This window comes from Lentzea sp. NPDC054927 (assembly GCF_053610285.1).
On the sequence record NZ_JBSGXZ010000026.1, the window covers coordinates 80,352 to 94,006 of the forward strand.

At 68.3% G+C, this 13,655-nt stretch carries 9 protein-coding genes; 5 read left to right on the plus strand and 4 right to left on the minus strand.

Annotated elements, in window-relative coordinates:
* Window positions 1–17: 17 nt before the first annotated feature.
* The gene (locus ACWGE0_RS28785) at window positions 18–1,868 is read right to left on the minus strand and encodes a Xaa-Pro dipeptidyl-peptidase (protein ID WP_452264017.1); all 1,851 of its coding nucleotides are present in this window, start codon (window positions 1,866–1,868) and stop codon (window positions 18–20) included.
* Window positions 1,869–1,969: 101 nt separating this feature from the next.
* On the opposite strand from ACWGE0_RS28785, the gene ACWGE0_RS28790 reads away from it, so the two are divergent.
* The 4 genes from ACWGE0_RS28790 to ACWGE0_RS28805 all read left to right on the plus strand — a co-directional run bounded on the left by ACWGE0_RS28790 (window position 1,970) and on the right by ACWGE0_RS28805 (window position 9,098).
* Window positions 1,970–2,908: a maleylacetate reductase gene (locus tag ACWGE0_RS28790; RefSeq protein WP_452264018.1), complete on the plus strand. Its 939-nt coding sequence runs from the start codon at window positions 1,970–1,972 to the stop codon at window positions 2,906–2,908.
* Window positions 2,909–3,000: 92 nt separating this feature from the next.
* Entirely contained in the window at window positions 3,001–4,299 is a 1,299-nt protein-coding gene (locus tag ACWGE0_RS28795) for an alpha/beta hydrolase (protein ID WP_452264019.1), read from the plus strand.
* Window positions 4,296–6,746, plus strand: a complete 2,451-nt coding sequence (locus ACWGE0_RS28800; RefSeq protein WP_452264020.1) for a bifunctional lysylphosphatidylglycerol flippase/synthetase MprF — start codon at window positions 4,296–4,298, stop codon at window positions 6,744–6,746. The genes ACWGE0_RS28795 and ACWGE0_RS28800 overlap by 4 nt, the downstream gene beginning before the upstream one ends.
* A 114-nt stretch (window positions 6,747–6,860) precedes the next feature.
* Window positions 6,861–9,098: an ATP-binding protein gene (locus tag ACWGE0_RS28805; protein WP_452264021.1), complete on the plus strand. Its 2,238-nt coding sequence runs from the start codon at window positions 6,861–6,863 to the stop codon at window positions 9,096–9,098.
* A 232-nt stretch (window positions 9,099–9,330) separates the two neighbouring features.
* On the opposite strand, the gene ACWGE0_RS28810 is transcribed toward ACWGE0_RS28805, so the two are convergent.
* Both ACWGE0_RS28810 and ACWGE0_RS28815 read right to left on the minus strand, forming a co-directional pair.
* The gene (locus ACWGE0_RS28810) at window positions 9,331–9,942 is read right to left on the minus strand and encodes a LysE family translocator (RefSeq protein WP_452264022.1); all 612 of its coding nucleotides are present in this window, start codon (window positions 9,940–9,942) and stop codon (window positions 9,331–9,333) included.
* Window positions 9,943–9,982: 40 nt separating this feature from the next.
* Complete coding sequence (locus tag ACWGE0_RS28815) at window positions 9,983–10,462, minus strand: N-acetyltransferase family protein (RefSeq protein ID WP_452264023.1); 480 nt, start codon at window positions 10,460–10,462, stop codon at window positions 9,983–9,985.
* 214 nt (window positions 10,463–10,676) lie between these two features.
* On the opposite strand from ACWGE0_RS28815, the gene ACWGE0_RS28820 reads away from it, so the two are divergent.
* The gene (locus ACWGE0_RS28820; RefSeq protein ID WP_452264024.1) at window positions 10,677–11,210 is read left to right on the plus strand and encodes a M23 family metallopeptidase; all 534 of its coding nucleotides are present in this window, start codon (window positions 10,677–10,679) and stop codon (window positions 11,208–11,210) included.
* Window positions 11,211–11,284: 74 nt separating this feature from the next.
* On the opposite strand, the gene ACWGE0_RS28825 is transcribed toward ACWGE0_RS28820, so the two are convergent.
* A complete protein-coding gene (locus ACWGE0_RS28825; protein ID WP_452264025.1) occupies window positions 11,285–13,633 on the minus strand; it encodes a chitinase C-terminal domain-containing protein in 2,349 nt (782 codons plus the stop codon).
* Window positions 13,634–13,655: the final 22 nt, after the last annotated feature.

A 13,655-nucleotide genomic window follows, 5' to 3' on the forward strand; every position in this document is an offset into this window, starting at 1 on the left:
ACCGACAGTCTTCGCGACTAGCCCAAATCGCTCTTCGTACCAGCGGAAACGCTGTTGGCGACCAGCGGGACCGCCGATGCCGACGGCACCGAGCCCCGCAACGGGACGCGCACCGACGTGTCCGCCAGGTCGTAGGTCAGCCTGGGCAGCTGGCTCGGGCGCGCTGTCGCGCTCGAGTCGGTACCGGCGATCAGCAGGCCCAGCCGGTGTCCCGCCGGGATGACGTGGTCCGTTGTGGACAGTCGGAACGTCATGCGGTACTTGGTTCCCGGCGTGATCGTGCGCGGAGCCGACAGCGACGCGTAGTTCGCGAGGTCTGCCCACCCGCGCGCGATGATCTGCGCGTCGACGTTGCCCGTCGTTGCCTCCGTGTTGCGGTAACAGGCGTCATCGCCCGTGCGGTTCTCTCCCCAGCACGACTCCGTGGTCAGGGTCCGGATGCCCTCGCCGGTCCGCACCTGAGCCGGGCCGTAGTCGACGAGGTACGCCGTGAGGTGCGCGGTCGGCGTCGACGACGAGACGCCCACCGTGATCGACGACGTGCCCGCGACGCGCAGGTCCGAGGTCAGCGGTGCGGTCGAGTAGATCGCCCTGCCGGTGTTCGAACCGGAGAGCCAGTTCGTCGGCGTGCCGCTGCCGTTGTCGGTGAACGCCGCCGTGCCTGTGCCCGCTGCCGTGCCGAGGCCCGAAGAAGAAGGACGCAGCACGGTGCTGACGGTGCCTGCCGGAGGCCACGTCGGGTCATCCGCCCACTGGTTCGGCGCGCGTTCCGAGGACACCTGCGGTTCGTTCTCGATCCCGTTGGGCACGTTCAGCAGCCAGCGGTCGAACCACCGGTGCAGCGTCGAGACCCACTCAGCCCGCCGGAAGTCGAACGGGTCGACGTGCGCGGTCTGCGAGAACCACAGCTTCTTCGGCACCGATGCCGGCACCGCGTCCCAGAACTGGCCGTACTGCAGCGTCTTCACGTTCAGGTCGTTCAGTCCGTGAATCGCGAAGATGGACGCCTTCACGCGCGAGGCGTTGCGCACGAAGTCACGTGCCTGCCACATCGCTGTGTAGTCGCCGTTGGAAGGTGCGCCGTTCGTCATCTGCGTGCGCACGGCACCACACCGTGAGCGCGCGTTGGTGTTCTCGAAGTTCGACCCCAGGCTGGTCGGCGTGCCGTAGCCGGTGAACGAGACGCCGTCCGAGCGGAACCAGTCGTACCAGGAGCTGATGGCCGCGATCGGCACGATGGTCTTCAGCCCGTCGATCCCGGTCGACGCGACGCCGTTCGCGATCGAGCCGTCCCACGACTTGCCGATCATGCCCACGGCACCCGTCGACCACGAGGCCGTCTTGGTCGCGGTGCCGGTCAGGGAGCTGTAGCCGGTGCGCCGGCCGTTCAGCCAGTCGATCACGGCGGTGCCGGACGCGATCTCCGACTGACCACCGACGTCGACGCAGCCACGCGACCGGTTCGTGCCGAGGAAGTCGACCAGCACGACGGCGTAGCCGCGCGGCACGAAGTAGTTGTCGTAGAAGAGCGGGAACTTCACCGGGACGCCGGCGGAGTCGTAGGTCTTGACCTCGCTCTCGTTGCCGCGGCCCGCGCTCTGGTAGTAGGGGCTGGCGTCCATGATCACGGGCACGCGCCCGGTCGTGGACGGCCTGATGATGTCGGCGGCCACCCGGTCGCGGGTGCCGTCGCCGTCGAGATCGAGACCCGAGTCGACGTAGACGGTCTCGCGGACCGCGTCGGCCATCGAGTGGATCGGTGCGGACACGCCGCCGGACAGGGTGAATGCCGGTGTCGCCGCTGTGGCAGGGAGTGGCAGCAGGGTCAGGGCCCCCGCTAACGCCACTACAACACGAACACGCTTCATGAAGATTCACGCTATGGAGTGACGAGATCACTCGTCAGAGCCGAAAGGCTTGATCCTCAGCGGTTGCGCCCGCTACGTCCGGTGGCGAATATTCGACCTTCGTGAGCTTCACCTTCGAACCCGCGCGCACCCGCGTCGTCTTCGGCCGCGGCACCGCTGCCACCGTGCGCGCCGAGGCCGAACGGCTGGGCGCGGCACGGGTCCTGCTGATCGCCCGGCACGGCGGGGACAAGGTGGCCGCCGAACTCGGCCCGTTGCTCGCGGCACGGTTCACCGGCGCGGCGATGCACACGCCGGTCGAGGTCACGGAGCGCGCGCTGGCGCTGTTGCGAGAACACAGCGCGGACTGCGTGGTGTCAGTGGGCGGCGGATCGAGCACGGGGTTGTCCAAGGCGCTCTCGGTGCGCGCCGGCGTGCCTCAGATCATCATTCCGACGACTTACGCGGGCTCCGAGGTCACTCCAGTGCTCGGGGAGACGGCTTCGGGACTGAAGAAGACACGGCGTGACCCGGCGATCCAGCCGGACACGGTGATCTACGACGTCGATCTCACGCTGGACCTGCCGATCGACGTGACGGTGACCAGCGCGCTGAACGCCCTCGCGCACGCCGTCGCCGCGCGAGGCAGCGAGAACCCGCTGATCGACGCCATCGCGACCAAGGCGATCGACGGCATTTTGCCTGCTTTGGGCGGAAATCCGTCCACTGTGGAGGCGCGGACCGCACTGCTGTCCTCGGCGTGGCTCGCCGGGACCTGCCTCGCGTCCGTCCCCATGGGACTGCACCACAAGCTCGCGCACGTTTTGGGCGGTTCGTTCGGACTACCGCACGCCGCCACACACACGGCACTCCTTTCCCACACGGCACCCACCGACCTGGCCAAACAGGTCCACGACACGGCCGTACGCTTCGGTGCGGCCACTTCGTTGCGGGAACTCGGGATGGCGGAGTCCGATTTGTCCCGTGCTGCGGAGATCGCCGAGCACCCTGACGCGGTGCGGGTGCTCACGAACGCGTGGCGGGACGCGTCGACCGACTGACGGGTTGTCATTCTTAAGGCTGATGTTCACAGCTCTGAACTCAGACGAACCTCCGATGTGGATACCTGAAGAGCTGCTGAAGAATACGAGCCATGCTCAGCCCGTTGGATCTGTCCCTGATACGTGGGCCGATCCCGACGGCCGCCACGGTCGCGGCCGCACTCGCCCTCACGTACCTGGCCATCCGGACGAACCGGACCTGGTGGGTCCGCGTGCTGCCGATCGTCGTGCTGGCGTGCGCACTGTTCGTGACCGGGCTGACGTTGCTGATCAACGAGGTGTGGAACCCCTGGCCGGAGCCACTGCCGGTCGTTCTGATGGTGTGGCTGGGCGCGGCCCTGGTCGCGCTGACCCTGGCGGCCGTGCGGCTGCGTTCGGGCCGGTGGATCGGCCGGGTGTTCGGCGTGCTCCTGGCGCTGGGGGTGGTGACCTCCGCGATCACCGCGACGAACGCGTACTTCGGCCTCTACCCCACCGCACGCGCCGTGCTCGACGTCTTCAGGAATGACCGGGTCAACCTCGACGAGGTGGCCAAGCCGTCGTCTGACGTGATCGAGGTGCCGTCCGGCCAGAAGCTGGTCGACGTGTGGCGCAAACCCTCGGACCTGCCGGACAGGGGCACGGTCTCGGAGGCGGAGATCCCCGGTGCGATGACGGCGCGACCGGCGTGGATCTACCTGCCGCCGGCCTACACCGCGAAGCCTCGTCCGAAGCTCCCCGTCATCGTGCTGATGGCAGGGCAGCCCAGCCTGCCGCGCGACTGGTTCGACGGCGGCCGGCTGACCGAGAACATGGACGCGTTCGCGCGCCAGCACGACGGCCTCGCGCCGATCGTCGTGGTGGTCGACCAGCTCGGTTCGATGACCGCGAACCCGCTGTGCCTCGACTCCAAGCTGGGCAAGTCCGAGACCTACCTCGGGCGCGACGTTCCCGCGTGGATCAAGCACCGCCTGACGGTCGACGAACGCCGCGAATCCTGGACCATCGCGGGTCTCTCCCAAGGCGGCACGTGCGCTCTGCAACTCGCTGTGCGCGCGCCGGACGTGTACGGCAACTTCATCGACCTCAGCGGACAGCGCGAACCCACGCTGGGCACGCGAGCGGACACGGTCAAGGCTGCGTTCGACGGCGACGAGGCGGCGTTCAAGCGAGTGAACCCGCTGGACGTCCTCGCCCGCGAGAAGTTCCCCAAGACGGCGGGCGTGATCGTCGCGGGCAAGAACGACGCGACCTACCACCCGGCCGCGCTCGAAGTGCTCGAGGCCTGTCGCAGGGCCGGAATGGACGTGCTGTGGAAGGAACTTCCCGGAGCGCACGACTGGCACGTGTGGCGGCCGGGCTTCTACGACTCGCTGCCGTGGCTCGCACAGCGGACGGGGCTGGGCAGATGATCGCGAGACTGTTCCGCACCGCTCCCCTGACCTGCGCGTTCCTCATCGCGTTCTGGACCGTCGGGGCGCTGACCGGCGCGATCGGGGTGTCGAGCGAGGGGTTGCTCGACCACGTCGGGTTCGGCACCGAGAGCCCGCCGTGGACGGTGTTCAGCTCTGCGCTGTGGTCGATGGACCTGCTGGGCTACGTGGCGACCACCGTGCTGCTGCTCGTCGTCGGGCCGCTGGCGGAGCGCTCGTTCGGCGCGCTGCGCACGGCGGCGATCTTCCTGTCCTCGCACGTGATCGGCTCGTTCCTGGGGCTCGGCGTGGTGCTGATCGGGCGGGACGTGCACTGGGGATGGCTCGAGTCGCTGGTGGGCGAGGTCGCGGCGGGGCCGTCGATCGGCGGGGTCGGGCTGGCGCTCGCGCTGACGTTCCGGATGCCGCCGCTGTGGAGGCGTCGCGTCCGGCTGTTGATGATCTTGTCGGTGCTGGTGCTTACGCTGTACTCGGGTTGGCTTGAAGACCTGCTCCGACTGTCCGGTGGCGTGGCCGGGTTGCTGATCGGGGCTTTGTTCCTGAAGGGCGGGGCCGAGCACAAGCCTCGCTCGTTCCAGGAAACGCGCGTGCTGGTGGCGCTGCTGCTCGCGGCGTCGGCGCTCGGGCCGGTGGTGTCGATGATGTCGCCGTACCCGAACGGCCCGCTGTGGTGGTTCGCGGACGTCGTGGCGGTCGCGCAACCGTCGCAGGAGGACGTCGACGCGGTGTGCGGCTCGGACATGGTCGAGCTGTGCCGGACGATGGCCGTTCAGCTGTCGTACGGCCGGTTCCCCGCGCTCGTGATGTCGGTGCTGCCGGCGTTGCTGCTGCTCGTGCTGGCGGAAGGGCTGCGGCGCGGCCGTCGGTTCGCGTGGCGGGCGGCACTGGTGTTCAACGTGGCGTTCGCGGCGTTCATCGGCTCGTACATCGTCTACGTCGCGCGTTTTCCGGACGGCAGTGCGCTGGAGCTCGCGGTCTCGTTCGGCGTCCCGATGCTGGCGCCGCTCGCGATCACGGTCGTGCTGTTGTTGACGCGCAAGCACTTCGCTGTGCGTCTGCCTCGGCGTGCCGTCATGAAGTTCTGGCGGTTCACGGCGGGCAGTGTCGCGTTGCTGTCCACGCTGTACGTCTTCGGCGGGTACCTGGTCCGCGACCAGTTCACGCCGGAGCCGGGTTTCGCGGAGCTGCTCGCCGACCTGCCGACGCGGTTCCTGCCGCCGGGCTACCTCGACCTGGTGCCGCTGCAGTTCTCCGCGAAGGGGTTCATCGGCACGCTGTTGTTCGAGTACACGGGCGTGGTGTTCTGGCTGATCGTGCTGGCGGGTCTGCTGATGGCGTCGTGGCGCACGTGGCCGACGTCGTGTGAGAAGGAGGCGGCGCAAGCTCGTGAGCTGATGCGGCGCTACGGCGGTTCGTCGCTGTCGTACATGACGACGTGGCGCGGCAACCAGTACTGGTTCACGCCGGACGGCGAGACGGCCATCGCGTACCGGGTGGTGGCGACGATCGCACTGACCGTCGGTGATCCGATCGGTCCCGCGCGGGTGGACGCCGTGCGCGGATTCGCGGAGTTCTGCGCGCAGAACGGCTGGACACCGTGTCTCTACAGCGTGGACGGCGAGACCAGGGACGCGGTGGAGAGCATCGGGTGGTCGGCGGTGCAGGTCGCCGAGGACACCGTGATCGAGCTGGACACGCTGAGCTTCACCGGCAAGAAGTGGCAGGACGTGCGCACGGCGCTGAACAAGGCCGGCAAGGCGGGCATCACCGCCGAGTGGTGCACGTACGCCGACGCGCCGTACGCGATCACCGACCAGATCCGGTCGATCTCGGCGGAGTGGGTGGCGGACAAGGGCCTGCCGGAGATGGGTTTCACGCTGGGCGGACTGGAGGAGCTGACCGGCGAAGGCGTGCGGTGCCTGCTCGCGATCGACGCCGATCGCACCGTGCACGGCATCACGAGCTGGCTGCCGGTGTACGCCGACGGCGAGATCGTCGGGTGGACGCTCGACTTCATGCGCCGCAGGACGCACGGCTTCCGCGGCTCCATGGAGTTCCTGATCGCCTCTGCGGCACAACAACTTCAGGCCGAGGGAGCACGGTTCCTGAGCCTGTCGGGAGCACCACTGGCCCGGTTGGACCGCGGCGAACGGCCGCGGGCGCTGCAGCGGGTCCTGGACTTCACCGGGCAGGTGCTGGAGCCGGTGTACGGGTTCCGCTCGCTGTTCGCGTTCAAGGCGAAGTTCCAGCCCGCGTACAAGCCGATGTTCATGGCGTACCCGGACTCGGCGGCACTGCCCCGCATCGCGAACGCGGTGAGCCGCGCGTACCTGCCGCACCTCAACGCGCGCCAGGGACTGCGGCTGGCGACCAAGATGATCATCAGGACTCGTGACCGCGCGACCACGCACGGTCGAACCGGCTGATGGCGCGGCTCGAAACGTTCCTGCGGCAACGTTTCGAGTGACGCCGCTAGTCCGAAAGGGTGGTGAGGTGATCCTCATCGTCACACCAGAGCGTCACTGAGCGAAGATGCGCCGATGACCGTGCGGGGCAATCTGCCTGCTCAGACCACGACGTTCATCGGCCGCCGGGCCGTGCTCGCCGAGACCGAGGCTCTCCTCGGCAAGGCCCGGCTGGTCACCCTGGTCGGTGCCGGTGGAGTGGGCAAGACACGCATCGCCGTGGAGACCGGGCGCGCGATGACCCGCGCCGGGGCGTTCCAGCACGGGGTCTGGGAGGTGCGGCTCGCGGATCTGAAGGATCCCGCGTTGCTCGCGCGCACGGTCGCCGCCGAACTGCGGATCATCGACAACTCGCCGGACGCCGGGCTCGGCCGGCTGGTGGAGTCGTTGCACGACAAGCACTTGCTGCTCGTGCTGGACAACTGCGAGCACCTGCTGGAGGCGGTGCGGCACCTCGCGCACCACCTGCTGCGGGACTGTGAGGGACTGACGATCCTCACGACCTCGAGGGAACAGCTCGGTGTCTACGGCGAGCACCTGCTGCGGGTGCCGCCGCTCGCCGTGGACGACGACGCCGTGGAGCTGTTCCTGGAGCGGGCGGACGCGGCGGGCGCGATGCTGACCGCCACCGACCTGCCGGAAGTCACGGCGCTCTGCCGGGCGTTGGACGGGCTGCCGCTCGCGATCGAGCTCGCGGCCGCACGGCTGGCCGAGATGTCGCTGACCGACGTGCTCGACCAGCTCGACCGCCGGTTCGAGCTGCTGATCGGCGACACGCACGGACCGGCCCATCACGCCACGCTGGAGCGGGCGTTCGAGTGGTCTGCGCGGCACTGCACGGACGAGGAACGGCAGCTGTGGGGGACGCTGTCGGTGTTCCCCGCGGACTTCGACCGGGCCGCGGCCGAGGCGGTGGTGGGCGCGGGCGTGCTGGAGCCGTTGTCCGCGCTGGTCCGCAAGTCGATCGTGGTCGCGACGACGAGCCCCGTCACCCGGCGCACCCGCTACCGGTTGCTGTACACAGTGGCGCAGTTCGGCGCGCGTCTGCTCGCGAGCCCCGAAGAACCGTTGCGGCGGCACGTGCTGCACTACAGCGAGTTCGTGGACGAGGCAGCTCGCTCGTGGTTCTCGCCGGACGAGGCGCTGTGGATGGGGCGGCTGCGCGAGGAGTGGCCGAACATCCGCGCCGCGATCGGGTACGCGCTGGAGAGCCCGGACCTGGCCGAGATCGGCACGGTCATGGCGATGAACGTGCAGCGGACCCGGTTCACCTCGTTCGCCGGCATGCTCGGCCAGGCCCGCGACCTGCTCGCGGTGGCGGGCAAGGTCATCTCGGAACCTCCACTGCGGACGTCGCTGCTGGCGCACTGCGCCTACCTCGCTCAGCAGCAGGGCGACATGTCGGCGGCGATTCCGCTGATGAACGAGGCCCGCGCGCTGCCGCGGCTGCCGATGTCCGACGTGCACCTGGTGTTCGTCGAGGCCACGCACCTGTTCTACGTGGAGGGCTCGGCGGACTCCGTGCCGTTGTACGCGCACGTGGTCGAGCTGTCCCGCCAGTTCGCGTCGCCGGGCGACACCTTCATCACCGACCTGCTGCACACGATGGCGGCGGTCTTCCTGATGGACGCCGAGGCGGCGGACAAGGCCATCACCGGGCTGCACAGGCTGTCGGAAAGCAGCAGCGCGGACTGGTCACACGCCTGGGTGCTGTGGCTCCGCGGCGTCTACGAGCTGCTGCACGGCGACCCGGCGCAGGTGCATCCGCTGGCGGTGGAGGCCTTGCGGATCCAGCTGGAGCTCGGCGACGCGTGGGGTCCCTCGTACAGCCTGTGGTTGCTCGCCTGCACGTGTGCCGACCTGGGTGCTTTCGACCGTGCGGCGCGTCTGCTCGGTGCGTTGCGCTCGCAGGAGAGGATCTCGCGGATCTCGTTCGGCAGCATGAGCCCGTTCCACAAGCTGCTGGACCGGGCCGACCGGACCGTCCGCCGCGCCCTCGGCGACGACTATCTGGTGATCACGACGCTGGGTGCCGACCTGCGCCAGGAACAGGCGATGGAGTTCGCGCTCGAACCGGTGCCGGACTCCGAGCGGCGGCCGACCAAACCAGCACTGCCGGGTGGCCTGACCAGGCAGGAGTTCACGATCGCCGGGCTGGTCGCGGACGGGCTCACGTCGAAGCAGATCGGGGCCCGGCTGTTCATCTCGCCGCGGACGGCGGACCGGCACGTGGTCAACATCCGCGCGAAGCTGGGGCTGCCGAACCGGGTGGCGCTCGCGGCCTGGCACCGCACCGCCACCGGCGAACGCTGAAACAGCGGGTCGAACACTCGTACTGCACGGGCACCCGGTGTGCTGAGCCAACGCCCCGCGATCAATTCCCCCCGGATGATCACGGTCATCACCGTGGCCGACCCAACCCACCGGGGGTGCCCGTCCGACGCTGAGCTCGACGCCGGACCATCAATCTCACCCACGCCCTGATGCGGACGCATCGGCAAAATTGCGCATTCTGATCGGGGTAGCCGATGTTCACCCGACCGGACTACTGACGCCCTTCGAACGCCAGCTTCAGTCCCAGCGCGACGAACAGGGATGCGGTCAGGCGGTCCAGCAGAGTCCTTTGGCGCAAAAGGAAAGCACGGGCCCGACCGGCCACGGTGATCAGGATCGGGAACCACAGCAGCCCGATGCCGAGGTGGATGGCCACCAGCACGCCGCCCCACGCGGGCTGTCCGACGGGCAGGAACTGCGGCAGCAGCGAGATGTAGAAGATGCCCGGCTTCGGGTTGAGCAGGTTCGTCAGCAGTCCGACGCGGACAGCCGCGCGCACCGACGGCACGGGCGCGGGTTCGTCGATCTCGGCCGGACGCCGGGAGTTCCAGAGCGCCTTGGCACCCAAGTAGATCAAGTAGGCGGCACCGAGCCAGCGCACGATGTCGTAGGCCAGTTCGGACGCCTGCAGCAACGCCGTCAGACCGGCCAGTCCGGCGGTCGCCCACACCAGGCACCCCAGCGTGCTGCCCACCACGACACCCATCGCGGCGCGCCGGCCGACCAGCAGCGCGGTCCTGAGCACCAGCAGGGTTTCCAGGCCCGGCGTGATCACGGTCAGCAGCGCGACGAACGTGAAGCTCAGGAGCGCGGTGGTCGACATGCCGTCATGAAAACACGGAAACACCGCGCTACCACAAGATTTAACACACCCGACACGGCTTGGTGTAGCGGTGGGCCGAGACCGGGACGGGACCGTCCGGGTGCGGTGCCCGGTGATCGAACAGGCCCTCGTCGGTCCAGCCCTGCCGCTCGTAGAACCGGCGCGCCCGCACGTTCCCGGCGACGACGGCCAGCCACGCGACGGAATGACCGTTCGCCGCCACCCGTTGTTCCGCGGCGGCCAGAAGTGCTGACGCGACACCGGATCCACGGTGGACGGCCGAGACGTAGACCTGTTCGACCTCGTCCCCGACGACCATCACGAACCCGGCGACTTCACCGTCCACCGTCGCCACCGTGGTGTGCTCGACGTGCTCCAGCGCCCGCGGTTCGAACGTCCCTTCACGCCGCAGGTCGACGAGCCGCTGCGGCACGTTGCCGAGGTGCGCGTCGCACCAGCCGGGGTACCAGATCCTGGCGACCGCCGGAGCGTCCTCTGGCGTCGCGCGCCGCAGTTCCACTACCGGTACCAGGCGCGGACGCCGACCAGCGACGGGTCGTCGAACCCCTCGACGGACATCACGCGCGGGCCCATCGCCGCGTTGGTTCAAGAATCCTGCCCCCAGGTCTCATGCGGCCGATCATGCCACAGGTGAGGGATTTCCCTCTCTGGTTCCGGTCCAGCCCCGCTGCCAGCCTTCAGGCATCGGGATCTTCGCCTGGAGAGGGGCAATCATGAGGATCAGTCGCCTGGCCGTCGCAGCGCTCGCGCTGCTGGCACCGCTCGCGTTCACGACCACCGCCACCGCCCAAGAGTCCACTGTGGACGCCATGGCCCGGCCGGCGTTCGAGATGCCGTTCGGGTGCGGCCAGATCTGGCGCGCCGGCACGCGGTCCAACCACGACCCGTTGTACGCCATCGACTTCAACATGGGCAGTGGCGACTCCGACAAGGGCAAACCGGTGATCGCCAGCGCCGGCGGCACCGTCGACGTGCGCTACGCGGCCTCTGGCTACGGCAACTACGTCGTGATCAACCACGGCGGCGGCTGGACCACCTACTACGCCCACCTGGGTTCGGTCGCGGTGAAGGACGGACAGAAGGTCGCCCGCGGCGCGCGGGTCGGCACGGTGGGCAAGAGCGGTGGTCAGAAATACACCCACCTGCACTACGAACAGCGCCTCAACGGCAACGACGTCAAGGCGGTCCTGCACGGCAAGGCCGTGAAGTACTACGGCGACATCTCCACGAAGAGCGCCAACTGCTGATCCCTTGCGAGGTCACAGACGCCCCCTTGCCCGCGTCAGCGGCAAGGGGGCGCTCCCTGCGACGGGCTACGACCTCAGACACGTTCCCACAGCGCCGGAACGTTCGGCGGTTCCCAACCGGTGAGCGAGGTGTGCGCCTGACGGCAGCGATAAGTCGCACCGCCGTAGGTCACCTGGGCGCCGGTGGCGTAGAAGGTGTTGGGAGCCCAGGCACTTCCGCCTGGGTTGGTCGTGGTTGTGGTGGTCGTCGTCGTTGTGGAAGTGGTGGTGGACGTCGTGGTCGAGGTGGTCGTCGGCGGGTTGCCACTACCGCGCGGCAGATCCGCGGCGATGGCGTAACTGGTGCCACCAAAGGTGAACGTGAAGTTCGACGGCGACGCGATCGGCATGTAGTAGTTCAGCCGGACGTCGACCGACGCGTTGGGCGCGATGGTCTGCCAGCTCGGCAGCGTCACGACGACGTGCTGGAAATCGCCGCGCAGGCCGCCGGCGTTGGGGCCGCTGTGGCCACGGGTCGCCACGGACAGCCCGAAGCCGGACTGGTCGGTCATGCTGCCCGGCGCGCTGGTGCCGTAGTCGAACTCGACGCGGGTGCCGCCGGGGATCGTCGTGGTGGAGTTGTTGGTGATCCGCATCGTCGGGTTGATCGGGTAGTTGGCGTCGCCCAACGCGAACCCTGACACGCTCACGTTGACGTTGAGCACCGAGGAAGGCATCGTGCGGCCGGCCTTGGACGCGCCGTACGGAGCGGCGCCGCGCAACCCGTCGTTGAGCTTCGAGATCAGCGTGTCGCCGATGTAGTACTGGTTCTTGGTGCTGTCGAAGGCGTAGTCGCCGGCCAGTTCCCAGATCATGACGCCACCGATGCCTTTGCCCGCGACGTAACTCGCCTTGGCCGCGATCGACACGTCGTCCTCAGTGGACAGGAACACGCCCTTGGAACTGTTCCACAGCCACGGGGTCACCATCGTGCTGTTGTAGTTGCGCGAGTATGTGCCGGTGACGCGGTCGTCGGGGTCGTTGACCGGGTCGAGGCCGTACTTGGTGAGGTAGTCCGGCGTGATGCCGTTCTGCAGGTTCATGGCGTGCCACATGGGGTTCACGCCCGACGGCACCTCCATGCCGTTGAGGTCGTCGTGCCACAGGTTGTCGATGCCGATCGCCCCGTTGCCGCAGGGAACGGTCGACCCCACGGTGCCACCGGTGCCCGGCGGGCACTGCGCCTGGTTGGGCAGGGCCGCACGGCCCCACATGCCGTTCGTGCCACCGGTGACGCCTCTCCAGCCGCGGGTGTAGAAGCCCACGCCGATGTTGATCCGGCCGGCCTGCATCGCGCCGCGGAAGTAGTGATAGGCCCAGTCGGTGTTGAGATAACCCTGACCGTCGTACTGCGGTGTCGTGTAAACCTGCCAGTGCGCGAGTTCGGCGTCCTGACCGTTGTCGTACAACGCCGCGTTCGGGCCCACGAAGTGGTTCCACGCGCCGTGCAGGTCGTAGCTCATGATGTTGAGGTAGTCGAGGTACCGCGTGACGCCGTAGACCTCCTGGCCGCGCAACAACCAGCCGCTGGCCGGCACCGCGGCCGTGAGCAGGTAGTGCCTGCCGTCCGCCGCACCCGCCCGGTCCAGCTTGTCGCGCAACGTCTTCATCAGGTTCTCGTAGCCCGCCCACAACGTGCCGCGGTTGGCGTTGGAGATCCAGAAGTCGTCCGGGTTGCCCGCGTAGTTGTTCGAGGTCGCGTACTCGTAGTCGATGTCCGCGCCGTTGAACCCGTACTGCCGCAGGAAAGCCACGACCGAGTCGGCGAACGTGTTGATCGACGCCTGCGACTGCGCGAGCTTGTAGAAGCCACCCGTGGCGGTGCGGGTGCCGTCCGGGTTCAAGATCCCGCCCGACTCGGCCCAGCCGCCGATCGAGATCAGCGTTTTGACGTTCGGGTATTGCTTCTTGTACTTGGTCAGCAGGTTGAAGTGCCCCTTGTAGGACAACGCCGGGTCCATTTCCGCACCAGGAACTCCCGGCCACTCCATGCCGGTCGAGGCGTTGTTCGCACCCGCGGGGCCCACCGAGATCCGGTTGTCCGTGCCGATGCCCGCGAACGCGTAGTTGACGTGGGTGACCTTGGTCCACGGGATGTTGCTCGCCAGGTACGCGGGCGCGCCGTTCTTACCCGTGCGCCAGTTGGTGAAGTACCCGATCACGCGGCGGGTCTTGTCGCCCATCTTCTCGCGACCGGCGGTGTCGTAGACGGTGCAGTACGGGGTGTCGACGCCGGGCGTGCGGTACAGGCCGTCGGGCCGGCAGTCCTCGTGACCTGCGGCCAGGGACGCGTTCGGGCTGACCAGCGAGACGACCACGAGACCCGCGAGAGTGACCAGGGCCGCCAGCTGGGGAAAGATCTTTCCGGAGAGGGTTCTGCGCATGCCGAACCTCCTTGCAGGGAGG

Bases quoted from the DNA above. Each gene is read 5' to 3' on its own strand.
- ACWGE0_RS28785 (WP_452264017.1), bottom strand. From the start codon at position 1,868: ATGAAGCGTGTTCGTGTTGTAGTGGCGTTAGCGGGGGCCCTGACCCTG.
- ACWGE0_RS28800 (WP_452264020.1), top strand. From the start codon at position 4,296: ATGATCGCGAGACTGTTCCGCACCGCTCCCCTGACCTGCGCGTTCCTC.
- ACWGE0_RS28795 (WP_452264019.1), top strand. From the start codon at position 3,001: ATGCTCAGCCCGTTGGATCTGTCCCTGATACGTGGGCCGATCCCGACG.
- ACWGE0_RS28820 (WP_452264024.1), top strand. From the start codon at position 10,677: ATGAGGATCAGTCGCCTGGCCGTCGCAGCGCTCGCGCTGCTGGCACCG.
- ACWGE0_RS28805 (WP_452264021.1), top strand. From the start codon at position 6,861: ATGACCGTGCGGGGCAATCTGCCTGCTCAGACCACGACGTTCATCGGC.
- ACWGE0_RS28810 (WP_452264022.1), bottom strand. From the start codon at position 9,942: ATGTCGACCACCGCGCTCCTGAGCTTCACGTTCGTCGCGCTGCTGACC.
- ACWGE0_RS28825 (WP_452264025.1), bottom strand. From the start codon at position 13,633: ATGCGCAGAACCCTCTCCGGAAAGATCTTTCCCCAGCTGGCGGCCCTG.